Here is a 24,674-nt window from a genome sequence, read left to right on the forward strand (position 1 = left end):
TGACGGCGCCAGTTCCGCATCCGTGCTCACCGCTCTTGCCAAAACGAACGACCGGGTCGACGCTCGCAAACGCAGCCCGTCGGCCACCTCTCGCAGAGCAAAAATTCAACCAGGACCCGCCGCCATGCCCGATGCTTCCCACGCTTCCGCGCCTCGCCAGCCCGGCGTAGCCCCCCTCGATGTCGCGATCGTCGGCGGCGGTCTGGGTGGTCTCTACGCCATCCATCGCCTGCGCAAGCTCGGCCTCAAGGTCCGGGCCTATGAGGCGGGCTCCGGCATCGGCGGCACCTGGTTCTGGAACCGCTATCCCGGTGCGCGCTGCGACGTGGAGAGCCTCGAATATTCCTACAGCTTCTCCGACGAGCTGCAGCAGGAGTGGAAGTGGCCGGAGCGCTACGGCACGCAGCCCGAGATCCTGAAGTACATCAACCATGTCGCCGACCGCTTCGACCTGCGCCGCGACGTGCAGCTCAACACGCGCATCAAGGCCGCCACCTTCGACAGCAAGGCCAACGAATGGACCCTGCGCACCGAAAGCGGCGAGGAGATTCGCGCGCGCTACTGCATCATGGCGGCGGGCAACCTCTCGACGCCGCGCGTGCCCGACTTCAAGGGCATCGGGAGCTTCAAGGGCAAGTGGTACCATTCGGGCCTGTGGCCGCATGAGGGTGTCGACTTCACCGGCCTGCGGGTCGGCGTCATCGGCACCGGCTCCTCGGGCGTCCAGATGATCCCGCTGATCGCCAAACAAGCCAAGCATCTGCACGTCTTCCAGCGCACCGCCAATTTCAGCCTGCCGGCGCGCAACGCGCCGATGGAGGAAGAGCGCGAGAGCCGCCACAAGGCCGAGTATCCGGCCCGCCGGCGCGCCGCCTACGACACCCCGTTCGCGATCGGCGGCTATCCGCGGCCGACCAAGTCGGCGCTCGACGTCACGGAAGAAGAGCGCAACGCTGCCTATGAGTCGAAGTGGCAGGAAGGCGGCAGCATCAGCTACCTCTACACCTACACCGATCTGCTGGTGAACAAGGAGGCCAACGACACGGCCTCGGAGTTCGCGCGCAACAAGATCCGCGGCATCGTGAAGGACAAGAAGACAGGCGAATTGCTGGCGCCCAAGGACCATCCGATCGGTACCAAGCGCCTCTGTCTCGATACGAATTATTACGAGACCTACAATCGCGACAATGTCGTGCTGGTCGACGTGCGCTCCGCCCCGATCCAGGAGATCACCGAGAAGGGCGTGCGGACGACCGAGCAGGAATACGAGCTCGACGCCATCGTCTTCGCCACCGGCTTCGATGCCATGACCGGCGCGCTGCGCGAGATCGACATCCGCACCAGCGACGGCGCGGTGCTGGCCAACCATTGGGAGGGCGGCCCCCTCACCTATCTCGGCCTGATGGTCTCGGGCTTCCCCAACATGTTCGTCGTCACCGGCCCCGGCAGCCCCGGCGTGAAGACGCAGATGATCGCGTCGATCGAGCAGCATGTCGACTGGATCGCCGATGCACTCGATCATCTCGGCAAGCACCAGCTCGATCGCATCGAACCCTTGGCGCAAGCCGAGAGCGAATGGGTCGGACACGTCAACGAAGTGGCCGACAGCACGCTCTATCCGCTGGCCAACTCCTGGTACGTGGGCGCCAACATTCCCGGCAAGCCGCGCGTGTTCATGCCCTATGTCGGCGGCTTCGATCGCTACAAGCGCCACTGCGACGCGATCTCGGCCGGCGGCTACGAGGGCTTCACGCTCAGCCGCCACGAAACCGTGACTTGAGTTCCACCTTCGTCCATCACCGCATCGGCGCCGCCCCGCGTCGATGGCAGGAAGTGGCGGATCGGCTCGCCGCCGACGGTGCGCGTCGCATCGCCGAGGCCGGCGGCCAGCTTTACGGCGCCTGGCGCAGCCAGATCGGACGGCCGCGCGACGAGGTGCAGGCGATCAGCGTCTGGCCGCAGGGTGTCACCGCCGTGGCCGCCGAGGCCGCGCTGCTGGCCGACAAGACCGACATCCGCGCCGTGACCAGCGAGGCCATGGTGGCGACGCTGCGTCCGACCGACACCGTGCCGCCGACGCGCCAGGGCAACTACGCCTTCCGCTGGTTCGCGGTCCCCGAACCGCAATGGCCGGAATTCCTCGACCTCTGCGCCGCCGCCTGGCCCGGCTTCGAGGGCGCCTACGATTCGCAGGTGATCGGCCTCTGGCAGGCCACCGGCGACCGCACCGGCACGGCGCCCGACGAAGTCACGGGTGCGGGCTTGCACGGCGGCGTGCGCAGCCTGCTGCTGACCCGGCGGCCCAATCTCGCGATGTGGGAACGCTCCAAGCTGCCGGAAGGCGCGGCCGAGGCGGCGGTGCGCGACAAGCTCAGCCGCCGCTACGACCTCTGCGACTGGACCGTCGTGTCCACTGCCACCCTGCTCACCGCCATCGACCGCGCAGATACCGCCCGCTGGACTTGAGCGGCCGCGCCGCCTATCTCCCCGCCGCCATGCCGACGCTGCGATCCCTGGAAGCCCTGGAACGCGAGGGCCTGCTGTCGCCCGATCCGCGGCTGCAGGAGGCCGCGCAATCGATGGCGATCGCGATCACACCCGAGATGGTGGCGCTGATCGACCGCGCGCGCCTGGCCGACGACCCGATCGCCCGGCAGTTCGTGCCCAGCGGCGAGGAGACCGAAGTGTCCGAGGCCGAACTTGCCGATCCGATCGGCGACGAAGCCCGCTCGCCGGTGAAAGGCATCGTCCATCGCTATCCCGACCGCGTGCTGCTGAAGCCGCTGCATGTCTGCCCGGTCTATTGCCGCTTCTGCTTCCGCCGCGAGAAGGTCGGACCCGGCGGCGAGGCGCTGTCGGCCGAGGAGCTGGCGGCGGCGCTGGCCTATGTCCGCAGCCGGCCCGAGATCTGGGAAGTGATCCTGACCGGCGGCGACCCGCTGATGCTGGCGCCGCGCCGGCTGGCCGAACTGATGGCGGCATTGGATGCGATCCCGCACGTGGCCATCGTGCGCCTGCACAGCCGCGTGCCCATCGTCGACCCCGAAAGGGTCACGGACGAGCTGGTGCAGGCGCTGAAGCCCGGCCGCGTCAGCACCTGGCTGGCTGTGCACTGCAACCACGCGCGCGAACTCGCCCCCTCGACCCGCGCGGCCCTGGCGCGGCTGGCCGATGCCGGCCTGCCGCTGATGGGCCAGACGGTCCTGCTGAAGGGCGTGAACGACGATGTCGACACCCTGGAGCAGCTCATGCGCGCGCTGGTGACGGCCCGGGTGAAGCCCTACTACCTGCACCATCCCGACCTGGTGCGCGGCACCGGCCATTTCCGGGTGTCCATCGAGCACGGCCAGGCCCTGATGAAGGCCCTGCGCGGTCGCTTGTCAGGGCTCGCCCAGCCGACCTACGTGCTGGACGTGCCCGGCGGCCACGGAAAAGTGCCGGTCGGCCCGTCCTATCTGGCTGATGACCCCGGCGCGATGCTGGTCGAGGACGTCTTCGGCGGCCAGCACCGCTATCCGAAAGACTAACCCATCAATGGAGCGCGCCACTCCAGTGGCGCTCATGATCATGATTGCGCCACTGGAGTGGCGCGCTCCATTACGACTACTTCGACTGCGCGGTGACGTCGTGCGGTGGTGTCGATGAGGCAGGCGGCGGCGGCGCGTCCTTCGTGCTGCCCAGGAGGCTGGTGAGATCGCGCTGGCGGCCGGTGTCGATCTTCACGGTCGCGGTCATGCCGGCGCGCAGCGGCGACTCGCCGACATGGGGCAGCAGGCGCAGCTTCACCGGCAGGCGCTGCACGACCTTCACCCAGTTCCCGCTGGCATTCTGCGGCGGCAGGATGGCGAACTCCGCGCCGGTCGCCGGACTGACGCTCTCGACCAGCGCCTCCCAGACCTCATCGGGATAGGTGTCGAGCACCACGGTCGCCTTCTGGCCGACCTTCACGTGGGTCAGTTCGGTTTCCTTGTAATTCGCCTCGACCCAGGGCCGGCTCAGCACCACCAGCGAGAAGAGCGGCGTCGACGCCCTGATCTGCTCGCCCTGCTGCAGGCGCATGTTCACCACCACGCCGTCGACCGGCGCGCGCACTGTCGTGCGCGCAAGGTCGAGTGCCGCCCGCTCCCGCGCCGCGATCTTCTCGCGCACCATCGGATGCGACTCGGCTGGGAGCTGGGGATCGCCATTGAGGGCCGTCAGCACGCGCTGCAGCTTTTCACGCGCCGTCGACACGCGGTCGGCGGCAGCGCGCGCGTCGTTCTGCGTTTCGTCGCGCTTGCTCGCCGACGCGACACCCTTTGCCGCGAGTTCCTCCTGGCGCTGTGCCTGGCGCTGGAAATAGACGGCGCGGGCCTCGGCATCGGCCAGCTCCGCCACCGCCTCGCGCCAGACGCCGCGCAGGGTCTCGACATTGGTGCGCGCCGAATCGAGTTCGGCTTCGGCGCTGTCGAGCGCCAGCCGGAACGGACGCGATTCGATGGTGAGCAGCGGCTCGCCCGCCTGGACGGTCGCATGATCCCTGGTGAGCACCCGGCGGATCTGGCCCGACACTTCCGGCGCGATCTGGACGATATGGGCCTTCACATAGGCATTGTCGGTCGAGACATAGCGGCCGCCCGACAGCCACCACCAGCCCGCCCCCGCGACCGCCAGCAACGGCACAACGAACAGCAGCGCCAGGCGGATTACGGGAACCGGGCGGCGGCTCATGATCCGTTCGCTCCCGCCATGGACTGGAGCTGGACCTTCACCCGCGCCGCCAGCCGGGTGAACTGGTCGCGTTCGCTCGACGACAGTGGCGCCAGCGCATCGTCGACCGTGGCCTCGGCGATCGCCCACATCTCCTTGTGCGCGCGGCGGGCGTCGGCGGTCAGATGCAGGCGGTTGACCCGGCGGTCGCCATTGTCGGCGCGGCGCTCGACCCAGCCGTTCTTCTGCATGCGGTCGATCATGCGCCCGGCGCTGGCGCGGTCGATTTCCAGCATGTCGGCGAGTTCGGTCTGGCTGGCGCCGGGACGGCGGTAGAGGCGTGTGAGCACCAGCCACTGGGCGCGGGTCAAGCCGATGTCGCGCACGCGGCGGTCGAACACGGTGCGGATCAGACGCGCAACGTCGGATAGCACGTAGCCGATATATTCGTCGTCGTCGGGGCCCAAGGGTGCTCGCTCGAGATTGTTGCCTAGGCTACAATAGCCCAGTCCATGACTTCAAGCGCGACCACCGCCGACGCTGCCCCGCCCGCTCCCGAGGAGGCCGAAGCCTCGCTGGGCAAGCGCGTCCTGATTCTCGTCATGGTGGTCCTGGGCTCGACCCTCTACGCCACCACCCTGCTGATCGCCTCGACCCTGCTTCCGCAGATGCAGGGCACCATGTCGGCCACCCAGGACGAGATCGCCTGGGCCATGACCTTCAACATCCTGGCCACCGCCGTCGCCACGCCGATGACCGGATGGCTGGCGGCGCGCTTCGGACGGCGCGAGACCATGATCTGGTCGGTCTTCGCCTTCACCCTGACGACCCTGATGTGCGGGCTGGCCGATTCACTGGAGAGCCTGATCCTGTGGCGGGTCCTGCAGGGTGCGCTGGGCGCCCCGGTGATCCCGCTGTCGCAGACCATCCTGCTCGATACCTTCCCCAAGCGGCAGCAGGGGCTCGTCACCTCGATCTTCGGCATGGCCGTCGTCATCGGCCCGGTGATCGGCCCGACCGTCGGCAGCATGCTGTCGGAGATCTACAGCTGGCGCTGGGCCTTCTACATGATCGTGCCGGTGGGCGTGCTGTCGTTCATCGGGCTGCGCCTCACCCTGCCCTACGACCGGCCGACCGGGCATGCCCGGCTCGACTGGACGGGCTTCCTCTCGCTCTCCGTCGCCATCGCCTGCGTGCAGCTCGTCCTGTCGCGCGGCCAGCGCCTCGACTGGTTCGAATCGGGCGAGATCCAGATCGAGGCCTTCATCGCGGTGATCTCGTTCTGGATCTTCCTGGCGCACAGCCTCACCGCCGAGCGGCCGTTCCTGAACCTGAAGCTCCTGCTCGACCGCAAGTACGCGATCGGCCTGGTCCTGGTGCTGATCTACGGCATGCTGAACTTCACGCCGATGGTGCTGCTGCCGCCGCTCCTGCAGCAACATGCCGGCTTCCCCGACTCATTGATCGGCGAGGTCATCGCCGCGCGCGGCGTCGGCGCCACCATCGGTTTCTTCCTCGCCATCTTCATTGGCCGCGTGGATCCGCGCATCGGCCTGGCCGCGGGCTTCACGGTGCAGACCCTGTCCGGCGTCTGGCTGATGGCGATCGACCTCAACGTCGACATGAACACGCTGATGCTGAACAGCATGCTGCAGGGCATCGCCGTCGGCGTCATCTGGGTGCCGCTCACCCTGGTCACCTTCTCCAACATGAGTGCGGCCAACCTGGCCGAGGGCACGGCGGTCTACCACCTGCTGCGCAACATCGGCTCCAGCTTCTTCATCTCGATCTGCGTCGCCGAGATCGTGCGGGCGACCAGCACCAACTACAGCCGCATGGTCGAGCTGGTGAATCCCTACAACAGGGCACTGGCCTTTCCCTGGGTGACCGGCGGCTGGGACTACGAGACCGTGTCGGGCCTCGCGAAACTGTCGAAGGAGATAAACCGACAGGCCGCGATGATCGGCTACATCAACGCCTTCGGCCTCTACACGGCTGCCTCGGCGATGGCGATCCCGCTGATCCTGCTGATCGGTCGGCGCACAAGAAGATGAGCACTACACACCATCGTCCTTGAAACAGGAAACTCTCATTGGAGCGCGCAACTCCAGTTGCGCTCATACCTTGCTGTCTGATGAATCCTGAGCGCCACTGGAGTGGCGCGCTCCATTGCTTGACCGTGCCTCTTGGTACGCCGCCCGTGCGACCTTCGCGGCCTTGAGGGCCGCCTCTCGCCGCGTGGCTGCGCGGTCGTCGAGCACGTAGAGTAGACCGGCGAAGAAGATGAAGGCACCGCCCAGGATGTAATAGTGCCAAGCCTCCAGGTAGAGCCGGAAGGTCACGACGACCAACGGGACCGGGATGAACACCAGGGCGAACCGGATCCACGAGGCGCGATTATAAGTCCGCACCGCCGCCCTCGCCTGCTTCTGCCGCGCCCACATCTCCCGCCGCAGCACGTCGAGATCAGGTTGGGGCTCATCGCTCACGAGATCGTCCTCCGGCCCGGGCCATCTCACGGGCGACCAGCCGCGCGGCGAGTCCGCTGCGGGCCGCCGAATCCGGCTTCACCAGATTGCCGATCTCGAAGCGCAGGAGCTGCACCTCGGGATGCAGCACCGCCGCCTGCCGCATCGCCTCGCTGCCCAGCACGATCTTGTCGAAATTCGCCGGCCGCTCGCCTTGGGTGCGCGGATATTCGAGATCGACCATGGCGGCGAGCGACCAGGCCTGCCGGCTGACCTCCGCCGCCCGCAGCAGGTAGGCCGCCGCGATGCCGTCGAGGCTCCCCTGCCAGTTCGCCAGCACATCTCGCAAAGCGACGGCGTGGCCGGCCGCGACCGACATGCCCTGACCGAAGGTCGGATTGAAACTCGAGATGCAGTCGCCGATCGGCAGAACGCGTGGCGGCAATCCCGTGCCGCGCTCGAAATGCCGCCATCGTGCCTCGGCGATGCGATAGCGGCGCACCGGCGTCAGCGGCGCGGAATCGCGGAGACGGTCGGCGATGTCGGGCACGGGCAGCGCCTCGGCATAGGCGCGAAAGCCATCGAGATCGTCCGGCACCCTGTCGTCGAAGCGGCTGCATAGCGTGATCAGCCATTCGTCGTTCTCGACCGGGCAGACCAGGCCATAGCGGTCGTCCGGTGGCTGCGGAATGCAGGCGATGAATCTTCCCTCGCCGCGGAACCGTGCCGGCTTGGCAAAGCGGGCCGAGCTGTAGCTCACCTCGATGCCGAGCACCGTCTCCGGCACGTCGAGATCCGCCAGCAGCCTGCCGCCTCGCCCCGTCGCGATCACCGTCAGGTCGGCGCCTGACGGTAGCGCTTCGATTGGCGTGCGATCGTGGATCGTGACGTTGCCGAGCTTCAGCACCTGCCGACGCAGCACCTGCTCGAAGGCCGGTCGGCTCATCATGAGCTGCGTGTATCCGAGGTCGCGCGACGTGTGCCAGGCATCGCGTTCCCAGACGGAGACGTCCTCGGTCTGGCGGACATCAATCGCACCGGCCGCCAGCAACGCCGCGCGCGTGCCCGGCATCAGGCTTTCGAACGAGAGTTCGCCGCCCTTCAGCAGGATATGCACCTGCAGGTCGTGCGGAACGCCCTTTCGCGGACGCGACTCGTCGGGCAGCTCGTCCCTGTCGAAGACTTCGACCGTTTCGAAGAACGATGCGACAGCAGCCGCGGCCGCGAGGCCTGCAATGCCCGCTCCGACGATGACGGCGCGTGCGCCCAGCCTGCCCTCGGTTATCATGCCGCGACATTAGAGGTGACGGGAGGTTTCAGGAAATGAAGTCGTTGACGCGACGCACGACGATCGCAGCCCTTCTGGCAGCCCTGCCGGCCAGTGGCACCTTTGCGCAGGCTGGCTATCCCGACAAGCCGATCCGTCTGGTCGTCCCGTTCGCGCCCGGCGGCAATGCCGATCTCACGGGCCGGCTCTTCGCCGAAGCACTGGCCAAGCGGCTCGGCCAGCAGGTGATCGTCGAGAATCGCGGCGGCGCCGGCGGTGCGATCGGCGCCGAGGCGGTCGCGAAGTCGCCGCCCGACGGCTACTCCCTGGTCCTGGGCTCGACCGGCACCTTCCTCGTGAGCCCGCGCATGACCGGCGGCAAGCCGCCCTACACCCTGGCGAGCTTCGCGCCGGTGGCCCTGCTCGCCACCTCGCCCATGGATTTCGTGATCAACGCCAGCAATCCGATCAAGGATTGGGCGGGCATGCTGGCCTACCTGCGCGCCAATCCGGGCAAGGTCACGGTCGGTCATCCCGGCAACGGCAGCACCAATCACCTGGCCCTGCTGCAGATGCAGAAGGCGCTCGACGTGCGCTTCAACATCATTCCGTACAAGAGCAACGGCCTCGCATTGAACGATCTTTTAGCCGGCCAGATCGACGCCGTGATCGACCAGGTGCCGGCCTCGATCGGCCACATCCGTGGCGGCCGCCTGCGCGCCATCGTCGTGACGACCGCGCGCCGCGCCGGCCAGCTTCCCGACGTTCCGACCTTGCAGGAAACCGGCGTAAAGGATTTCGTCAGCACTACGCCGATCATCCTGATGGCCCCGGCCGGGACATCGCCTGAGATCGTGAAGAAGCTAAACGATGCGGTGGCCAATCCGCTCGCCGATCCGGCGGTGAAGGAGAAGCTGAACGATCTCGGCGCCGAGACCGAGGCCCTCTCGCCTCAGCAGCTCACCGCCTTCCTACAGAAGGAAGATGCCTTCATCGAGGAGCTGCAGAAGAGCGGCCTGCTGAAGCCCGAGTAGGCGCTACTCGCGCCGCAGCCAGGCCGCCCGCATCGGCCGCAGCACGGCGATGCCGAGGATGGCGGCGATGGCGTTGGCGGCGACCGCCAGCGCGAAGACGATCTGCCAGTCGCCTGTCCATCGCACCAGCGTATCCGACAGCGGCACCAGCATGGCGGCGAAGCCTTTCGCCGTATGCAGCATGCCGGCATTGGTGGTGGCATAGCCCGAGCCGAAATAGTCCGTGCAGGTCGCGGGGAAGAGGCTCGCCACCTCGCCCCAGGCGAAGAAGACCAGGCTGACCAGCAGCACGAACATCACCGGCTCGTCGCCCCACCGGGCAAAGGCCAGGATGCTCAGGGCTCCCAGGGTAAAGGCGAAGAACATCGTGTTCTCGCGGCCAATATAGTCGGACAGCCAGCCACAGAGCGGCCGTGCAATGCCGTTGGTGACGCGGTCGAAGGTCAGCGCAAAGGTCAGCGCCGGCAGGGTCAGGCCCAGCATGCTGACCGGCACGCCGGCCACCCCGAAGTTGCGGGCGATGCCCGCGAGGTTGGCCGTGAAGGTCAATCCGGCCGCCGTCACCAGCAGCGACATCACGAACAGCACCCAGAAGAGCGGCGACCGCAGCACTTCGCCCGGCGTGTGATCGTGCAAGGCATGCGGCAACCGCTCAGGGATCGCCAGCGCCTCGGCCTCGGGCTTGCGCAGCGCCAGTGAGCCCAGGCAGATCAACGCGCCCTGCCCCAGGCCGAACCACAGGAACGTGGCCTCGAAGCCGTAATGCTCGATCGTGTAATGCATCGGGATGATGGTGAGCGCCGAGCCGATGCCATAGCCCGCGACCGTCAGGCCGGCCGCCAGGCCGCGCCGGTCGGGAAACCATTTCAGCGCGTTGCCGAGGCAGGTGCCGTAGACGCAGCCGGCGCCGATGCCGCCCAGCGCCGCGCCGAGATAGAGCAGCGGCAGCGAATCGGCGACCGAGTTCAGGCTCCAGGCGATGGCCACCAGCGCACCGCCCGCAAGCGCAACCGGCAGCGGCCCGAACTTGTCGACGAACCAGCCCTCGAACGGCACCAGCCAGGTTTCACTCAGGATGAAGATCGTGAAGGCGATCTGGATCGCGGCGCGGCCCCATTCGTACTTCGCGTTGATCGGATGCACGAACAGCGTCCAGCCATGCTGAAGGCTGGAGATCATCACCATGCAGACGATGCCGGCCAGAAGCTGGACCCAGCGATTGCCAAGGGGACCCGTCATGTTCGCCGCTGCACCGGTTGATTATCGTGGCGTTGATGAGGATTGGACATTGGCGCGGCTAGTTTTCACTGGAAAGACAGGATGACTTGCGATGCATTAGGGTCCGATAACAACATCACGGACCGTAAATGAGCCAGCGCCTCGCGTCGATCCTCGGACTTTCATTGGCAACGCTTTGCTTCGCAGCGCAGCAAGCCCCTGCCCAGTCGCCTTCCGTCACAGGAACCTGGGCGAACGACCACGGGTCGGTGCTGATCATCCAGTCGGTCGGCGCGAACGGAAGCGTCACCGGCACCTATGCCAACAATGCGCCCGGCTACAAATGCGCCGGCGTCGCCTTCCCCCTCGTCGGCTGGATGGACGGCCAGCGCATTTCATACACCGTGCTCTGGAAGAACGCGTCGGTGGACTGCAACTCGATCACGTCCTGGACCGGCTACTTCAATGGAGGCCGCCTCGGCGTCAACTGGGTCGTGACCTTCGACGAGTACGGCGCGCCCACGATACGAACCGGCTCCGATTCCTACACCAAGCAGTAACGACGACCTCGCGATATAGTCAGTTGGACACAGCGCGGGTTGCGCCCACATAGAGGCCGATCCCTCGGAGGAGGCCCCATGGTAAACGCTGCCCAACCCAATCGAAGGCACGTCCTGAAACTGGGCGCCGGTGTCGGCGCCGTGGCTCTGCTGGCAGCAGCAGCCCTGCCTTGGCGCACCCGGCCCGCTGCCGCCGAAGCGACCTTCAAGGTCATGCACACCGATGCCGAGTGGAAGAAGCTCCTCACGCCGGCCCAGTACGCCGTGCTGCGCCACTCCGGCACCGAACGGCCCTATTCGAGCCCGCTCAACGAAGAGCACCGCAAGGGCACCTTTGCCTGCGCGGGCTGCCAGCTTCCTTTGTTCTCCTCGGCCACCAAGTTCGACAGCGGCACCGGCTGGCCGAGTTTCTGGGCGCCGCTCGACCATGCGGTCGGCACCGAGACCGACACCACGCTCTTCATGAAGCGCATCTCGGTTCATTGCGCCCAGTGCGGCGGTCATCTCGGGCACGTCTTCGACGACGGGCCGAAGCCGACCGGCCTGCGCTACTGCATGAACGGCGTGGCGATGGTTTTCGCGGTAGCCGCTGCCTGAGGGAGGAACGACCGATGACCGATATTCGAAATAATCGAAATATCCGCAATAATCGAAACCGAAGGGCCGTCCTCCGTATTTCCGGCTTCGCCGTGCTGGGAGCGACCCTTTTCGCGGCGACGAAGCCATGGGCGCAGGACTCGATGGTCGTGGTGCCGCCGCCCATGCTGGACGAGCGCAAGGCCGACGCCACGTCCGAGACGGCTGTGTTGGCCGGCGGCTGCTTCTGGGGCGTCCAGGCGGTGTACCAGCACACCAAGGGCGTGACCCGCGCCGTCTCCGGCTATGCCGGCGGCCCGAAAGACAAGGCCGTCTACGAGATGGTGACGTCGGGCCGGACCGGCCATGCCGAGAGCGTCGAGGTGACGTTCGATCCGAGGGTCATCAGCTACGGCCAGATCCTGCAGATCTTCTTCTCGGTGGCCCATAACCCGACGCAGCTCAACCGGCAGGGTCCCGATGTCGGCCCGCAATACCGCTCGGCGCTGTTCTTCGCCGATCCGGCGCAGCGCAGGATCGCCGAAGCCTATATCGCCCAGCTCGACAAGGCCGGGATCTTCCCGAAGAAGATCGTGACGCAGCTCAACGATGCCGTGCCGTTCTATGCGGCCGAAGCCTATCATCAGGATTACGCGACCTTGCATCCGACCAATCCCTACATCGCCCATCACGATCTCCCCAAGATCGAGGGGCTGAAACGCCTCTTCCCTGCGTCGTGGCGCGCGGAACCCGTTCTCCTGCGTGTGGCTGCTGCGAAGTGAAGACGGCTTTCTCGACAGCCTTTCTGGCGTCCACGCTCGCGGTCGGCGCATTTTCCGCCGGCGCCGCCGCCCAGACCGCCGACTTCCGCTGCTCCGCCGCGGGCACGGAGTTCACCTACAAGAGCGGCGACACATCGTCCGTCCATGTCGCCGCCGGACAGGAAGGCAATACCTGCCTGATCAAAGCGACTTCGGGCGGCAAGACACAGACAGTGCGCGTGCATGGGGGCCTGATCGGCTCGGTCGACGCTGCCGGGGATTCCTATGCAGGCGGCCTCGATCTCAAGTCGCTTTGGCCTCTCAAGGTCGGCAACAGGATCCAGCAGACCGTCAAGGCGACCGGCCGCGACGGCAAGCCCTACAGTTCTGACGTCACCGTGACGGTCGCCGCCTACGAGAAGATCACCGTGCCCGCCGGCACGTTCGATGCGTTTCGCGTCGAGGAGATCAAGTCAGGTGAACCCGCCATGCGTACACGCTGGTGGGCACCGAGCCTCGGCTCATCGGTGAAGGAAAGCTTTCCCGACTGGACCGATCGCACGAATCTCAAGGTCTACGAACTCGTCGCGGTGAAGGCCGCGAAGCCGTGAGCTGGCGTTAAGGACTGCCGACGGTCGCGAAAGCGATTACCGACACGGATACTTACGCTGCAACCCGACGAGCAGAACCCACGGCGCGTCTTCGTTTGCGGTCCCGGGTTCCAGCTTCACGATCCCTTCGATGATGGAAATGTGGTGTTCCGGTGTCGTCACCAGCGTATCGGGCGCGCAGAACAAGGGCGTACTCTTACGGATCTCCAGGGCGGCATTGGCCAAATTGAGACCCTGCCCGACGCCCATGATGTAGACCTTCGCGAGGTCTTCGTTCTTGTGCTGAATGACCCATTTGGCGGGCTGTTCGGCATGCGCCGTGCCCCCGTGCAGCGCCAGCAACAACACCAGGCTGCCCGGAATCCATCTGGCCTTGCTCATTCCATCTCTCCCCGATCCCCGGATGTCAGCCTACAGCAGACGGGCCAGCAGCGGCCAATATGTCGGGGAGGAGAATGGCGTTCCCTACGGGATTCGAACCCGTGTCGCCGCCGTGAAAGGGCAGTGTCCTAGGCCTCTAGACGAAGGGAACGAAGCCGAAGAGCGGCTGAGATACCGACTTGAAGGCGGAAAATCAAGCAATCACCGAGCCCGCCGTCGTCGCGGCATCGTCGATCTGCAGTCGGACGGTTTCGCGGCCGCCGAACCGGTCGATCTTCAGCGCGCCGGCAACATGCAGCACGGGCCGCGCGGAATCCAGGAGAGCCGGCCCCAGCGCGCTCTGGTTGGCCCGGAAGGCGATGGCGTCGACCCGGCCCCGCTCGGCGCCCTGCAGGGTGCAGCGGACATGCCCCTCCCCGACCGGCTGGGCGTAGCTCACCCGCACGCCGGTGAGGGCAAAGCGCGGTTGCGCATTGCCCGCCCCGAACGGGCCGGCGCGCTCGATCATCGAGACCAGTTCTGCCGTGGCCGCCGCCGGGGCCAAGGCGGCGTCGATCCCCAGTTCCCGGACCGGCGGTGCGGCGCCGAGCTGCGGGGCGATCCGCTCGTCGAGGAAGCGCGTCAGCTCGGGCAGCGAGTCACGGGCCACGGTCAGGCCCGCCGCCATGGCATGGCCGCCGCCATTGACCAGCAACCCGGCCTGGCGCGCCGCGATCACCGCAGCGCCGAGATCGACGCCGCGCACCGAGCGGCCCGAGCCCTTGCCCAGCGCGCCGTCCATTCCGATCACGAAGGCCGGCCGGCCATAGCGCTCGACCAGGCGGCTGGCCACGATGCCGATCACGCCGACATGCCAACCCTCGCTCTCGACCAGCAGCGCCGACGGCAGGTCCTTGGTGTCCGGGCCGTACAGGCCTTCGATTCGCGTGATCGCCTGGTCGAGGACCTCGCGCTCGATGGCGCGGCGCTCGGCGTTGAATTCGTCGAGCCGGATGGCGAGCGCGCCGACCTCGTGCGGATCGTCGCTCGAGAGCAGCCGCGCACCAAGATCGGCCTGGCCGACACGGCCGCCGGCATTGACCCGCGGGCCCAGCAGGAACCCCAGGTGATAGGCCTCCGGCGCTTCCTTGAGACGCGCCACGTCGGCCAAGGCGGAGAGCCCGGCATTGCCGCGCTTCGCCATCACCTGCAGGCCCGCCCGCACCAGCGCGCGGTTGACGCCGAGCAAGGGCACGACATCGCACACAGTCCCTAACGCCACGAGGTCGAGCCATTGCCGCAGGTCGGGCTCGGGCCGCGAGGTGCCGTACCAGCCGGCCTCGCGCAGCGCCCGGTTGACGCCGACTGCCAACAGGAACGCGACGCCGACGGCGGCAAGATGCTTGTGCGGGCTCTCGTCGTCGATCCGGTTGGGATCGACCACCGCCACCGCCTCGGGCAGCGCGATCTCGGCCATGTGATGGTCGATCACGATCAGGTCGAGACCGGCGCGCCTGGCTTCGGCCAGCGGCTCGAAGGCGGTGATGCCGCAGTCGACCGTGACGACGACCTGGGCGCCCTCCTCCCGGATCTTCAGCAGCGCCGGCGCGTTGGGCCCGTAGCCTTCCTTGCGGCGGTCCGGGATATAGACGCCGATATTGCCGCCGACGGCGCGGAAGAAGCGCAGCAGCAGCGCCGAGGAGGTGGCGCCGTCGACGTCGTAGTCGCCGAATACGACGATGCGCTGGCCCGTCTGCACGGCACGCACCAGTCGCGCAACGGCGGCATCCATGTCCTTGAGGTGCGACGGGTCAGGCAGGAACTTGCGCAAGGTCGGCTCAAGGAAATCGCCGACCGCATCGAGGCCGACGTCACGCGCCGCCAGCAGGCGGCTGATCGCATCGGGCAGGCCGTGGCGCTGCGCAATGGCCGTCGCCAAGCGCTCGTCGCCGAGCCGCGTGGCCCAGCGCTTTCCCGTCAGCGAGCGCTCGACGCCCAGAAAGGCCGGGCGCTCGTTTCTCGAAACTTCGGACATGCGGCCACCTTAGCCCAGCGCGCGGTGGATACGCGCCGGGGAGTCGGCCGACGGAGCCGGGCTTACGCCCAGCTCGGCAGGCCGGTCTTGATCGTGAAATTGTGGTGGGCGGAAACCCAGCGCACCGTGCCGGTCTTGGAGCGCATCACGATGGAATGCGTCTCGGCGCCGTTGTGGAAGCGGCGCACGCCCTTCAGCATCGACCCCGAGGTGACGCCGGTGGCCGCGAACATCACGTCGCCCTTGGCCATGTCGGTCATCGAGTATTTGCGGTTGAGGTCGGTGATGCCCCACTTCTTGGCGCGGGCCTTCTCGTCGTCGTTGCGGAACAGTAGCCGGCCCTGGATCTGGCCGCCGATGGCGCGCAGCGCGGCGGCCGCCAGTACGCCTTCCGGCGCGCCGCCGGAGCCCATGTAGATGTCGATGCCGGAATCGCCGGTCGAGGTCGCGATCACGCCCGACACGTCGCCGTCGCCGATCAGCATGATGCGCGCGCCGGCCTCACGGACCTTGGCGATCAGCTCGGAATGGCGCGGACGGTCGAGGATGCAGACCACGAGGTCGATAACGTCGACCTTCTTGGCCTTGGCCAGGTCGTTGAGATTCTGCGCCACGCTCTTGTCGAGGTCGACGATGCCCTCGGGCAAGCCACCGCCGACGGCAATCTTGTCCATGTAGACGTCGGGGGCGTTGAGGAAGCCGCCATGCTCGGCCATCGCCATGACGGCGAGCGAATTGGGGAGGCCCTTGGCGGTGATGGTCGTTCCTTCGAGCGGATCGAGCGCGATGTCGATCTTCGGGCCGCCGCCCATGCCGACCTTCTCGCCGATATAGAGCATCGGCGCCTCGTCGCGTTCGCCCTCACCGATCACCACGGTGCCTTCGATATTCAGCGAATTGAGCGAGGTGCGCATGGCGTCGACGGCGGCCTGGTCGGCCATCTTCTCGTCGCCGCGGCCCATCAGCTTGGAGGCCGCAAGCGCTGCCGCCTCGGTCACCCGCACCGCTTCCAGCGCGAGGTTGCGGTCCATCTTGCCAGCATCATCGTTCTTATCGGCCATCGTCTCCTCCGCGGCGTATTCCACGCCCTTCTAGAAAGCCTCGATCCTGATCACGCACGGCGCCTCGGCAACGGCGCCGAGCTTGGCGATACGCGCCAGGGCGCGCTGCATCGCAGCCTCTTCGGTCTCGTGGGTGGTCAGCACCACCGGCACTTCACCCGACTCCGAACGTCCGCGCTGCAGCATCGATTCGAGAGAGATCCGTTCCTTGGCCAGGGCACCCGACACGGCGGCGATCACGCCCGGCCGGTCCTGCACCATCAGGCGCATGTAATAGGCGCCGACATGGCGATCCATCGGCGAGGCCTTCTTGGTCGCGAGCTTGTCGGCCGGCACGACGAAGGCCGGCATGTGCCGCCCGCGCGCCACGTCGACCAGGTCGGCCACGACAGCGGACGCGGTCGGCCCCTGCCCGGCACCGCGCCCCTGGAACATCGTCGTCCCGACGAAGTCGCCTTCGACCACGACGGCGTTGAACACGCCCTCGATATGGGCGATCGGCGTGTCGAGCGGCACCATGCAGGGATGCACACGCTGCTCGATGCCGTAGCGCGTCTCGCGCGCCAGGCCGAGCAGCTTGATGCGATAGCCGAGCTCCTCGGCGAACTCGATGTCCATCGAGGTGACGCGACGGATGCCCTCGACATGCACGCCCGCGAAATCGACCCTGGCGCCGAACGCCGCGCCGGTCAGCACCGCGAGCTTGTGGGCGGCATCGATGCCGTCGACGTCGAAGGTCGGGTCGGCCTCGGCGTAGCCCGCCGCCTGCGCCTCGGCCAGCACGACACTAAAGTCGCGGCCGGTCTCGCGCATGGTCGTCAGGATGTAGTTGCAGGTGCCGTTGAGGATTCCGTACAGCCGCTTCACGCGGTTGCCGGCCAAGCCCTCGCGCAGCGCCTTGATGATCGGGATGCCGCCCGCCACCGCCGCCTCGAAGGCGAGATTGCGCTGCTTCTTCTCGGCCGCCGCGGCGAGCTCGGCGCCGTGCAGCGCCAGCAGCGCCTTGTTGGCGGTGACGACATGCTTGCCCGAGGCCAGCGCCTTCTGCACCAGCCGGCGCGCCACGCCGCCCGAGCCACCGATCAATTCGACGACGACGTCGATGTCCGGCGCGGTCGCCAGCGCCATCGGATCCTTCTCCCAGCGCATGCCGGCGAGGTCGATGTCGCGCTTCTTGGCCTTGCTGCGGGCACTGACGGCCACGATCTTGAGGGGACGTCCGCCGCGCACGGCAAGGAGCCGGCCATGTTCGGCCAACAGCTTCACAACGCCTGCGCCCACGGTGCCGAGCCCGGCGATGCCGATCCTGAGAGGAGAATTCATGGGGCGCCTGATACGACAGGATGAGGTCAGGCGCGAGCCTTGATCGGCGTGATGTTGTCCCCAACGCCGCGCAGGTAGAGATCGATCGACCGGCCCGGGTCGGCCAGCACCTGCCGGATGTTGCGGATGGCCTGGCGGATGCGGTGCTTGTTCTCCACCAGCGCGATACGGACATGCCCGTCGCCATGCTCGCCGAAGCCGATGCCCGGCGACATCGCGACATTGGCCTGGGTCAGCAGCAGCTTGGAGAAAGCCAGCGAGCCCAGCTCGGCGAAGTCCTTGGGCAGCGGCGCCCAGGCGAACATGCTGGCCGAGGGTGACGGCAGGTCCCAGCCCGCGCCCTTCAGCCCTTCGATCAGCACGTCGCGGCGCTCCTTGTAGGTGTTGCGCGCCTCGACGATGCAATCCTGCGGACCGTTCAATGCCGCGGTCGCCGCCACCTGGATCGGCGTGAAGGCGCCGTAGTCGAGGTAGGACTTGATGCGGGTGAGCGCCTGGATGAGCGTCTTGTTGCCGGCCGCAAAGCCCATGCGCCAGCCGGCCATCGAGTAGGTCTTGCTCATCGAGGTGAATTCGATGGCGATGTCGCGCGCACCAGGCACCTGCAGCACCGACGGCGGCGGCACGCCGTCGAAGTAGATTTCGGCATAGGCGAGATCCGACAGGATCCAGATGCCCTCGCGCTTGCAGAAATCGACGATGGCTCCGTAGAAATCGAGGTCGACGACCTGCGCCGTCGGGTTCGACGGATAGTTCAGCACCAGCGCCAGCGGCTTCGGCACCGCGTGCCGCACGGCCCGCTCGAGCGCCGGCAGGAATTCCTCGATCGAGGTCGAGCCCGGCACCGGAATGTGGCGCACGGCACCGCCGGCGATGATGAAGCCGTAGGGATGGATCGGATAGCTCGGATTGGGCACCAGCACCGTGTCGCCGGGCGAGGTGATCGCCTGTGCCAGGTTGGCGAGGCCCTCCTTCGAACCCAGGGTGACGATGATCTCGCTGTCGGGATCGAGTTCGACGCCGAAGCGGCGCGAATAGTAGGCTGCCTGCGCCTTGCGCAGGCCTGGAATGCCGCGCGACGCCGAATAGCCATGGGCGCGCGGGTTGGCGGCGGCTTCAGCGAGCTTGGCGACGATGTGCGGTGCGGTCGGCAGGTCGGGATTGCCCATGCCGAGGTCGATGACGTCCTGGCCGGCGGCGCGGGCGCGGGCCTTCATGGCGTTCACTTCCGCGAACACGTAGGGCGGCAGGCGCTTCAGGCGGTGGAATTCGGAGTCGTCCATGTCGTTCTTCCTTCGGCGCCTAGAAGTCGATGAAGACGTCTGCGCGCCGGTTGGCGGCGAGGCCGCGGGCGGTGCTGGTCTGATAGATCGGCTCGTCGTCGGAAGCCGCTTCGGCGACCATCTGGCCGGTCGGCACACCGAGCCGGCGCAGTTCCTGCGCGACCGCCAGAGCGCGGCGGCGCGACACATCAAGGTTGTCCCGATCCTGCGCGGCGTGGGCGACGATGCGCACGGTGCCGCCATTGTCGCGCTGGATCTCCGCCACGCGCGCGAGCACCGCCGCATCGATTCCGTCCAATCCGGTTGACCCCTGGCCAAACTGGATGGTCGCGACCTGCAACGAGCCGTCGAACGGTGGCGACTTCAGCGCGCTGAATGGCACTTCGCCCGACTGCGCCGTGGCGACGTTGCCCTTCACCGGTGCCGGATCCGCGCAGGCATCGCCGGCAGACGCCGTGAACGCGACCTTCAAGGGCGCAAGCGTCATGAGCGAGCCGACGTTGACGCCCGGCGGCATCCAGCCCGGCTGCGGCGCGAAGGCCTTGTTGGGATCGGCCGGCGGCGCCGGAGCGGCCGGTGCCGGTGTGGGCTCAGGCGCTGCCGCCGGCGGCGCACCGGTCGTCACCGAGCCCGGCTCGGCTCCAGGCGGTGTCCAGCCAGGCGGCGGGCTGAACGCCCTGTTCGGATTTCCCGACGGCGTCGGCGCAGCCGGCGCCGGGACAGGCGCGGGAGCCGCGGTTGGATCGGGCGCTGCAGACGGCGGCGCCACGGGGGTCGTGGTCACGGGAGCCGGCGGCGGCACGGGAGCGGAGACCGGCGGCTGATCGGAGGTGATCGTGCCGGCGCCCACCGGCGGCGCACCGACCGGGGCCGACACCGGAGTCGTCCCCTCCTGCTGCTTCTCCTTGGCCTTCTGTTCCTTGTCGGCCGCCTCGCGCTCGAGCCGCTCCTCGCGGTCCTTGCGGTCGCGGTCCGCCTGCTCCTTCTCGATGGCGTCGCGCTGGGCTTTCTGGCCGCCCTTGCCCGAGACGATCGAACCGATCGCCGGTGCGCGTTCTTCGCCAGCGCCCACACCCGCGTCGTACTGCGGATTGGCGGGAGCCGCGGGAATGCTGGCGGACGGTTGGACACCCTTCTCCGCGCCGGGGCGCGGCGGCGCGCCGACAGGCGGCGAACCACCGAAGATCCAGTCGCAGCCGCTCAGAAGGGCCAGCGCCGACACGCCGAGCAGGCCGAGCCAGCGGCCGCTGCCGTTCGTGTCCTGGTGTCGCTGCATCGTCATCACCCGCCGTGTAAGCTTGAACCCGATTTTCCGCTTGTTTAGCGGAGACCGAGAGGAAATTTGACCCGTCAGTTGTCGCAGCCTACCTATGAAAGGCAAGTGGCGGCCCAATTCGGTACTAGCTATGGTATCGAGGCGTTGATTTTACCGCAAGAAACGCCACAAAGGCAATGATTCGGAAGGGGAAACGCATGTCCGATAGTCCCGTCCCCGCAGCCCTCGGCGGCCTCTCTCCGGAGGAGTCCGAGAAGCTCCAGGAGGCCTTCAAGGACATCGCGACGCGCAGCCAGCATCTGCTGCAGGAGTTTTCCCAGCGCTATCAAGCCGACGGGCAGCAGCCGACCGACCCGCTCCACCTCACCCAGACCTTCATGGACTTCACGGCCAAGATGCTGGCCGATCCGAACCGGCTGGTGCAGGCCCAGGTCGAGTTGTGGCAGCAGTACATGAAGCTCTGGCAGGTGACCGCCCAGCGCATGATGGGCCAGCAGGTCGAGCCGGTGGCCGTGCCCGCGCGTGGCGACAAGCGATTCAACGACCCGGCCTGGAAGGACGAGGTCGTCTTCGACTACCTGAAGCAATCCTATCTGCTCACGGCGCGCTGGCTGCAGGGCACGATCAAGGAGGTCGAGGGCGTCGACGACAAGACCGCCCGCAAGGTCGACTTCTACACCCGCCAGTTCATCGATGCGGTTTCGCCCTCGAACTTCGCCGCAACCAATCCGCAGGTCGTGAAGGCCACCGTCGAGTCCAGGGGCGAAAACCTGCTGAAGGGCCTGCAGCACCTCCTGGCCGACCTCGAGCGCGGCAAGGGCCGGCTGGCCATCCGCCAGACCGACATGGATGCCTTCAAGGTCGGCGGCAACGTCGCGACCTCGCCCGGCAAGGTCGTCTACCAGAACGACATCATCCAGCTCATCCAGTACGCGCCGGCGACCGAGGAGGTCTACGAGATCCCGCTGCTGATCGTGCCGCCGTGGATAAACAAGTTCTACATCCTCGACCTCAAGCCCGAGAATTCGTTCATCAAGTGGGCGACCGAGCAGGGCTACACGGTGTTCGTCGTCTCCTGGGTCAATCCCGACGAGCGCCTCGCGAAGATGTCGTTCGAGGATTACATGAACCAGGGCCCGCTGGCTGCGCTCGATGCCATCGAGAAGGCGACGGGGCAGCGCAAGGCCTCGGCGATCGGCTACTGCATCGGCGGCACGCTGATGGCCGCGACGCTGGCCTACATGGCGGCCCGCGGCGACGACCGGATCGCCGCCTGCACCTTCTTCACCGCGCAGGTCGACTTCAGCGAGCCGGGTGAACTCGGCGTCTTCATCGACGAGGACCAGCTTGCCAGCGTCGAGGAGATGATGAGCAAGAAGGGCTACCTCGAAGGCAGCGAGATGGCCACGACCTTCAACATGCTGCGCGCCAACGACCTCATCTGGTCGTTCGTCGTGAACAACTACCTGATGGGCAAGGATCCCTTCCCCTTCGACCTGCTGTACTGGAACGCCGACGCCACGCGCATGCCGGCGGGGATGCACAGCTACTACCTGCGCAACATGTACCAGAAGAACCTGCTCAGCCAGCCGGGCGGCATCGTCCTCGACAACGTCCCGATCGACCTGCGCAAGATCAGCATTCCGGTCTACATCCAGGCCGGCAAGGAAGACCATATCGCGCCGGCGCGGTCGGTCTACAAGGCGACCCAGCTCTACAGCGGCCCGGTGCGCTTCATGCTGGCAGGTTCGGGGCACATCGCCGGCGTCGTCAATCCGCCGCGCAACAAGAAGTACCAGCACTGGCTGAACGAGACCGACAAGAACCCGCCGACCTTGGCCGAATGGCAGGCCGGCGCCCAGGAATTCCCCGGCTCATGGTGGCACGATTGGGACAAGTGGCTCTCGGCCCTCTCGGGCCCGAAGGTCCCCGCCCGCGTGCCCGGCACCGCAGGACTGCCGGCGATCGAGGACGCGCCCGGCAGCTACGTGAAGGTGCGCTCGGGCGAGTAGTCCTCCGTCGTCTCGACCGAAGACTCGCCCCTCGAATACCTCGGGGTAAACTCCACGAGGCGTAGTGGAAAGACCTTTTTTCGCTACCCGCCTCCGGCGCTCCGGTCGAGACGCCGGGGTGTTTATTGCGGCGCGGGAATGCCCATCCGCTTGTTGCGCAACAGGGTCTCCATCGTTGCGATTCCCTTCTGGTAGTCGCCCCTCTCGCAATCGATGCCGGCACCGATGCGGGTCATGTTGCGCTCGCCGTCGCTGACGCCTTCGCCGCGGCTTTGGCCGTAGTAGTCGAAATAATCCATCAACTGATCGCAGCGCTCCTTGCTCGGCGGCACCTGCGCGTAGGCGAGCGGTATCGCCATGGCTGCGGCCATGACGGCGATCAGTATCGATCGAACGATGAGATCGTGCATGCGCGTTCGAACGCTAAGACGAGCCGCGAGTTGCCGGGCGTGCGGTCGTGCCGCGCCCTACTCCGCCGCCTTCGGACGATTGACCATATAACGCTGCCCCAGCCGCACATAGGCCGCGGCCGAGCGCCGGAAGGATTCGATGTCCTTCTCGGTGATGTCGCGCATCTTCACCGCGGGATTGCCCGCCCACAGCTCCCCCTTGCGCACGATCTTGCGCGGCGTCACCACCGCGCCCGCCGCGACCATCGCGCCGGTCTCGACCACCGCCTCGTCGAGCACCGTCGAATGCATGCCGATGAAGGCGTCGTCTTGCACCTCGCAGGCGTGCAGCAGCGCCAGGTGACCGACCGTGACGTTGCGGCCGACCACGGTGCCGACGCCGCGCGCGGCGACGTGGATCACGGTGCCGTCCTGGATGTTGGAGTTCTCGCCGATCTTGATGCCCGGCCCGTCGCCTCGCAGCACGGCGCCGAACCAGATGCTGCAGTTGGCGGCGATCTCGACCTCACCGATCAGCGTCGCGTTGGGCGCGACGAAGGCCGTGCTGTGAACCTGGGGCACGAAGCCGTTGAAGGGCACGATGAGACCGGACATCGAAACGACACTCCACAACACCAAAGGCCACAAAAACGAAGGGCGCCCTGAGGCGCCCTTCGAAGATATCGGAAACGCGGGTTTAGCGCTTCGAGAACTGGAAGCGACGACGCGCACCCGCGCGGCCGTACTTCTTGCGCTCGACCACGCGGCTGTCGCGGGTCAGGAACCCGGCAGCCTTGATGCCGCCGCGCAGGCCGGGCTCGAACTTGGTGAGCGCCTGCGAGATGCCGTGACGCACGGCGCCGGCCTGGCCCGACAGGCCGCCGCCCGAAACCGTGGCGACGACGTCGAACTGGCCATTGCGCTGGGTCACGTCGAACGGCTGCTGGATCATCATGCGCTGCGTCGGACGAGCGAAGTAGATCGTCTGGTCGCGGCCGTTGATGGTGATCTTGCCGGTGCCGGGCTTGACCCAGACACGGGCGACAGCGTTCTTACGGCGGCCCGTGGCGTAGGCACGACCCTGCGCGTCGATTTCCTTCTCGCGCGGAGCGCCGGGAGCCTGCGCCGTGGCGGTCGGGGCCTTCTTCAGTTCGGCAAACGACGAAAGTTCGGTAGCCATGTTAGCCGATCCTCGAGTTCTTGGGGTTCATAGCAGCGATGTCGAGCTTCTCGGGCTGCTGGGCCTCCTGCTCGTGGTTCGGTCCGGCATAGACGCGCAGGTTCTTCATCTGCGCCCGGCCGAGCGGGCCGCGGGTGATCATGCGCTCGACGGCCTTGATCAGGACGCGCTCCGGGAAGCGGCCTTCGAGGCGCTTGCCCAGGGTCTCGCCCTTGATGCCGCCGGGATGGCCGGTGTGCCAGTAGAAGACTTCGCGCTCGGCCTTGCGGCCCGTGAGGCGAACCTTCTCGGCGTTGATCACGACGATGTTGTCGCCGCAGTCGATGTGGGGCGTGAACATCGGCTTGTGCTTGCCGCGCAGGCGCATGGCGATGATCGTGGCGAGGCGGCCGAGAACGAGGCCTTCGGCGTCGATCAGGAACCACTTCTTCTTAACGTCAGCAGTCTTGATGCTGGCAGTCTGGTGCGTAAGGGCTTGCATGGGTCTTTCTTCCAATGAGCGCGCGCTTATGGGGAGATCGCAGAGACTTGTCAAATCGTCATAATTTACCAAGCAGAATCAAATGCTTAG

General features: G+C 66.9%; 25 protein-coding genes and 1 tRNA gene. 10 read left to right on the forward strand and 16 right to left on the reverse strand.

Going from position 1 to position 24,674, the window contains the following annotated elements; translation table 11 throughout:
• Nucleotides 1-124: 124 nt before the first annotated feature.
• From AC1ROX_RS22070 to AC1ROX_RS22080, 3 genes are read left to right on the forward strand one after another with little or no spacing between them, the layout of a single operon-like run.
• A complete protein-coding gene (locus tag AC1ROX_RS22070) occupies nt 125-1,780 on the forward strand; it encodes a flavin-containing monooxygenase (protein ID WP_493129139.1) in 1,656 nt (551 codons plus the stop codon).
• A complete protein-coding gene (locus AC1ROX_RS22075) occupies nt 1,777-2,466 on the forward strand; it encodes a hypothetical protein (RefSeq protein ID WP_493129141.1) in 690 nt (229 codons plus the stop codon). Before AC1ROX_RS22070 ends, AC1ROX_RS22075 begins: the two co-directional genes overlap by 4 nt.
• Before the next feature lie 29 nt (nt 2,467-2,495).
• A complete protein-coding gene (locus AC1ROX_RS22080) occupies nt 2,496-3,527 on the forward strand; it encodes a lysine-2,3-aminomutase-like protein (RefSeq protein WP_493129309.1) in 1,032 nt (343 codons plus the stop codon).
• A 76-nt stretch (nt 3,528-3,603) separates the two neighbouring features.
• Here AC1ROX_RS22080 and AC1ROX_RS22085 read toward each other — a convergent pair whose 3' ends face one another.
• Nucleotides 3,604-4,710 (reverse strand): HlyD family secretion protein, encoded by a 1,107-nt coding sequence (locus AC1ROX_RS22085; protein ID WP_493129143.1) that lies wholly within the window; start codon nt 4,708-4,710, stop codon nt 3,604-3,606.
• Nucleotides 4,707-5,156: a MarR family winged helix-turn-helix transcriptional regulator gene (locus AC1ROX_RS22090; RefSeq protein WP_493129145.1), complete on the reverse strand. Its 450-nt coding sequence runs from the start codon at nt 5,154-5,156 to the stop codon at nt 4,707-4,709. The genes AC1ROX_RS22085 and AC1ROX_RS22090 overlap by 4 nt, the downstream gene beginning before the upstream one ends.
• 45 nt (nt 5,157-5,201) lie before the next feature.
• Here AC1ROX_RS22090 and AC1ROX_RS22095 point away from each other — a divergent pair, with 45 nt between their 5' ends.
• Nucleotides 5,202-6,743 (forward strand): DHA2 family efflux MFS transporter permease subunit, encoded by a 1,542-nt coding sequence (locus AC1ROX_RS22095; protein WP_493129146.1) that lies wholly within the window; start codon nt 5,202-5,204, stop codon nt 6,741-6,743.
• Between the two features lie 63 nt (nt 6,744-6,806).
• Here AC1ROX_RS22095 and AC1ROX_RS22100 read toward each other — a convergent pair whose 3' ends face one another.
• Both AC1ROX_RS22100 and AC1ROX_RS22105 read right to left on the reverse strand, forming a co-directional pair.
• The gene (locus AC1ROX_RS22100; protein WP_493129148.1) at nt 6,807-7,178 is read right to left on the reverse strand and encodes a hypothetical protein; all 372 of its coding nucleotides are present in this window, start codon (nt 7,176-7,178) and stop codon (nt 6,807-6,809) included.
• Nucleotides 7,168-8,445: an FAD-dependent monooxygenase gene (locus tag AC1ROX_RS22105; RefSeq protein WP_493129150.1), complete on the reverse strand. Its 1,278-nt coding sequence runs from the start codon at nt 8,443-8,445 to the stop codon at nt 7,168-7,170. The genes AC1ROX_RS22100 and AC1ROX_RS22105 overlap by 11 nt, the downstream gene beginning before the upstream one ends.
• A gap of 35 nt (nt 8,446-8,480) precedes the next feature.
• Here AC1ROX_RS22105 and AC1ROX_RS22110 point away from each other — a divergent pair, with 35 nt between their 5' ends.
• Entirely contained in the window at nt 8,481-9,458 is a 978-nt protein-coding gene (locus tag AC1ROX_RS22110) for a Bug family tripartite tricarboxylate transporter substrate binding protein (protein ID WP_493129152.1), read from the forward strand.
• Between the two features lie 3 nt (nt 9,459-9,461).
• On the opposite strand, the gene oxlT is transcribed toward AC1ROX_RS22110, so the two are convergent.
• Entirely contained in the window at nt 9,462-10,697 is a 1,236-nt protein-coding gene (gene oxlT / locus AC1ROX_RS22115) for an oxalate/formate MFS antiporter (protein ID WP_493129154.1), read from the reverse strand.
• Between the two features lie 128 nt (nt 10,698-10,825).
• On the opposite strand from oxlT, the gene AC1ROX_RS22120 reads away from it, so the two are divergent.
• From AC1ROX_RS22120 to AC1ROX_RS22135, 4 genes are all read left to right on the forward strand, one after another.
• Nucleotides 10,826-11,236 (forward strand): avidin/streptavidin family protein, encoded by a 411-nt coding sequence (locus AC1ROX_RS22120; protein WP_493129155.1) that lies wholly within the window; start codon nt 10,826-10,828, stop codon nt 11,234-11,236.
• A 78-nt stretch (nt 11,237-11,314) separates the two neighbouring features.
• Nucleotides 11,315-11,833, forward strand: a complete 519-nt coding sequence (msrB, locus tag AC1ROX_RS22125; protein WP_493129156.1) for a peptide-methionine (R)-S-oxide reductase MsrB — start codon at nt 11,315-11,317, stop codon at nt 11,831-11,833.
• A gap of 143 nt (nt 11,834-11,976) precedes the next feature.
• Nucleotides 11,977-12,594 (forward strand): peptide-methionine (S)-S-oxide reductase MsrA, encoded by a 618-nt coding sequence (msrA, locus tag AC1ROX_RS22130; RefSeq protein ID WP_493129312.1) that lies wholly within the window; start codon nt 11,977-11,979, stop codon nt 12,592-12,594.
• On the forward strand, nt 12,591-13,184 hold the full coding sequence (locus AC1ROX_RS22135; protein ID WP_493129158.1) for a hypothetical protein: 594 nt from the start codon (nt 12,591-12,593) through the stop codon (nt 13,182-13,184). The genes msrA and AC1ROX_RS22135 overlap by 4 nt, the downstream gene beginning before the upstream one ends.
• A 36-nt stretch (nt 13,185-13,220) precedes the next feature.
• Here the strand turns inward: AC1ROX_RS22135 and AC1ROX_RS22140 are convergent, their stop codons facing one another.
• The 7 genes from AC1ROX_RS22140 to AC1ROX_RS22170 all read right to left on the reverse strand — a co-directional run bounded on the left by AC1ROX_RS22140 (nt 13,221) and on the right by AC1ROX_RS22170 (nt 20,522).
• Nucleotides 13,221-13,565, reverse strand: a complete 345-nt coding sequence (locus tag AC1ROX_RS22140) for a hypothetical protein (protein WP_493129160.1) — start codon at nt 13,563-13,565, stop codon at nt 13,221-13,223.
• A gap of 75 nt (nt 13,566-13,640) precedes the next feature.
• A tRNA-Glu gene (locus AC1ROX_RS22145) sits at nt 13,641-13,716 on the reverse strand.
• A 42-nt stretch (nt 13,717-13,758) separates the two neighbouring features.
• Complete coding sequence (recJ, locus tag AC1ROX_RS22150) at nt 13,759-15,579, reverse strand: single-stranded-DNA-specific exonuclease RecJ (protein ID WP_493129162.1); 1,821 nt, start codon at nt 15,577-15,579, stop codon at nt 13,759-13,761.
• 62 nt (nt 15,580-15,641) lie between these two features.
• Complete coding sequence (gene glpX / locus AC1ROX_RS22155) at nt 15,642-16,640, reverse strand: class II fructose-bisphosphatase (RefSeq protein ID WP_493129164.1); 999 nt, start codon at nt 16,638-16,640, stop codon at nt 15,642-15,644.
• Nucleotides 16,641-16,670: 30 nt separating this feature from the next.
• Nucleotides 16,671-17,963: a homoserine dehydrogenase gene (locus AC1ROX_RS22160; protein ID WP_493129166.1), complete on the reverse strand. Its 1,293-nt coding sequence runs from the start codon at nt 17,961-17,963 to the stop codon at nt 16,671-16,673.
• A 26-nt stretch (nt 17,964-17,989) separates the two neighbouring features.
• Complete coding sequence (locus AC1ROX_RS22165; RefSeq protein WP_493129168.1) at nt 17,990-19,246, reverse strand: LL-diaminopimelate aminotransferase; 1,257 nt, start codon at nt 19,244-19,246, stop codon at nt 17,990-17,992.
• Nucleotides 19,247-19,265: 19 nt separating this feature from the next.
• Entirely contained in the window at nt 19,266-20,522 is a 1,257-nt protein-coding gene (locus AC1ROX_RS22170) for an OmpA family protein (protein WP_493129170.1), read from the reverse strand.
• 197 nt (nt 20,523-20,719) lie between these two features.
• Here AC1ROX_RS22170 and AC1ROX_RS22175 point away from each other — a divergent pair, with 197 nt between their 5' ends.
• Nucleotides 20,720-22,534 (forward strand): PHA/PHB synthase family protein, encoded by a 1,815-nt coding sequence (locus AC1ROX_RS22175; protein ID WP_493129172.1) that lies wholly within the window; start codon nt 20,720-20,722, stop codon nt 22,532-22,534.
• 122 nt (nt 22,535-22,656) lie between these two features.
• On the opposite strand, the gene AC1ROX_RS22180 is transcribed toward AC1ROX_RS22175, so the two are convergent.
• The 4 genes from AC1ROX_RS22180 to rplM all read right to left on the reverse strand — a co-directional run bounded on the left by AC1ROX_RS22180 (nt 22,657) and on the right by rplM (nt 24,584).
• Nucleotides 22,657-22,944 carry a hypothetical protein gene (locus AC1ROX_RS22180; RefSeq protein WP_493129174.1) on the reverse strand — a complete coding sequence of 96 codons (288 nt, stop codon included), beginning with the start codon at nt 22,942-22,944 and terminating at the stop codon, nt 22,657-22,659.
• A 57-nt stretch (nt 22,945-23,001) separates the two neighbouring features.
• The gene (locus tag AC1ROX_RS22185; protein WP_493129176.1) at nt 23,002-23,538 is read right to left on the reverse strand and encodes a gamma carbonic anhydrase family protein; all 537 of its coding nucleotides are present in this window, start codon (nt 23,536-23,538) and stop codon (nt 23,002-23,004) included.
• An 82-nt stretch (nt 23,539-23,620) separates the two neighbouring features.
• On the reverse strand, nt 23,621-24,103 hold the full coding sequence (gene rpsI, locus AC1ROX_RS22190) for a 30S ribosomal protein S9 (RefSeq protein ID WP_493129178.1): 483 nt from the start codon (nt 24,101-24,103) through the stop codon (nt 23,621-23,623).
• A 1-nt stretch (nt 24,104) separates the two neighbouring features.
• The gene (gene rplM, locus AC1ROX_RS22195) at nt 24,105-24,584 is read right to left on the reverse strand and encodes a 50S ribosomal protein L13 (RefSeq protein WP_493129179.1); all 480 of its coding nucleotides are present in this window, start codon (nt 24,582-24,584) and stop codon (nt 24,105-24,107) included.
• Between the last annotated feature and the right edge of the window lie 90 nt (nt 24,585-24,674).

Source organism: Reyranella sp. GW821-FHT14A01 (assembly GCF_058803965.1).

Coding starts and splice junctions, on each gene's coding strand:
- AC1ROX_RS22160 (WP_493129166.1), bottom strand. CDS start 17,963: ATGAATTCTCCTCTCAGGATCGGCATCGCCGGGCTCGGCACCGTGGGC.
- AC1ROX_RS22185 (WP_493129176.1), bottom strand. CDS start 23,538: ATGTCCGGTCTCATCGTGCCCTTCAACGGCTTCGTGCCCCAGGTTCAC.
- AC1ROX_RS22080 (WP_493129309.1), top strand. CDS start 2,496: ATGCCGACGCTGCGATCCCTGGAAGCCCTGGAACGCGAGGGCCTGCTG.
- AC1ROX_RS22180 (WP_493129174.1), bottom strand. CDS start 22,944: ATGCACGATCTCATCGTTCGATCGATACTGATCGCCGTCATGGCCGCA.
- AC1ROX_RS22085 (WP_493129143.1), bottom strand. CDS start 4,710: ATGAGCCGCCGCCCGGTTCCCGTAATCCGCCTGGCGCTGCTGTTCGTT.
- msrA (WP_493129312.1), top strand. CDS start 11,977: ATGGTCGTGGTGCCGCCGCCCATGCTGGACGAGCGCAAGGCCGACGCC.
- AC1ROX_RS22170 (WP_493129170.1), bottom strand. CDS start 20,522: ATGCAGCGACACCAGGACACGAACGGCAGCGGCCGCTGGCTCGGCCTG.
- recJ (WP_493129162.1), bottom strand. CDS start 15,579: ATGTCCGAAGTTTCGAGAAACGAGCGCCCGGCCTTTCTGGGCGTCGAG.
- AC1ROX_RS22140 (WP_493129160.1), bottom strand. CDS start 13,565: ATGAGCAAGGCCAGATGGATTCCGGGCAGCCTGGTGTTGTTGCTGGCG.
- rplM (WP_493129179.1), bottom strand. CDS start 24,584: ATGCAAGCCCTTACGCACCAGACTGCCAGCATCAAGACTGCTGACGTT.
- AC1ROX_RS22105 (WP_493129150.1), bottom strand. CDS start 8,445: ATGATAACCGAGGGCAGGCTGGGCGCACGCGCCGTCATCGTCGGAGCG.
- AC1ROX_RS22165 (WP_493129168.1), bottom strand. CDS start 19,246: ATGGACGACTCCGAATTCCACCGCCTGAAGCGCCTGCCGCCCTACGTG.
- msrB (WP_493129156.1), top strand. CDS start 11,315: ATGGTAAACGCTGCCCAACCCAATCGAAGGCACGTCCTGAAACTGGGC.
- AC1ROX_RS22175 (WP_493129172.1), top strand. CDS start 20,720: ATGTCCGATAGTCCCGTCCCCGCAGCCCTCGGCGGCCTCTCTCCGGAG.
- AC1ROX_RS22110 (WP_493129152.1), top strand. CDS start 8,481: ATGAAGTCGTTGACGCGACGCACGACGATCGCAGCCCTTCTGGCAGCC.
- oxlT (WP_493129154.1), bottom strand. CDS start 10,697: ATGACGGGTCCCCTTGGCAATCGCTGGGTCCAGCTTCTGGCCGGCATC.
- AC1ROX_RS22070 (WP_493129139.1), top strand. CDS start 125: ATGCCCGATGCTTCCCACGCTTCCGCGCCTCGCCAGCCCGGCGTAGCC.
- AC1ROX_RS22095 (WP_493129146.1), top strand. CDS start 5,202: ATGACTTCAAGCGCGACCACCGCCGACGCTGCCCCGCCCGCTCCCGAG.
- rpsI (WP_493129178.1), bottom strand. CDS start 24,103: ATGGCTACCGAACTTTCGTCGTTTGCCGAACTGAAGAAGGCCCCGACC.
- AC1ROX_RS22120 (WP_493129155.1), top strand. CDS start 10,826: ATGAGCCAGCGCCTCGCGTCGATCCTCGGACTTTCATTGGCAACGCTT.
- glpX (WP_493129164.1), bottom strand. CDS start 16,640: ATGGCCGATAAGAACGATGATGCTGGCAAGATGGACCGCAACCTCGCG.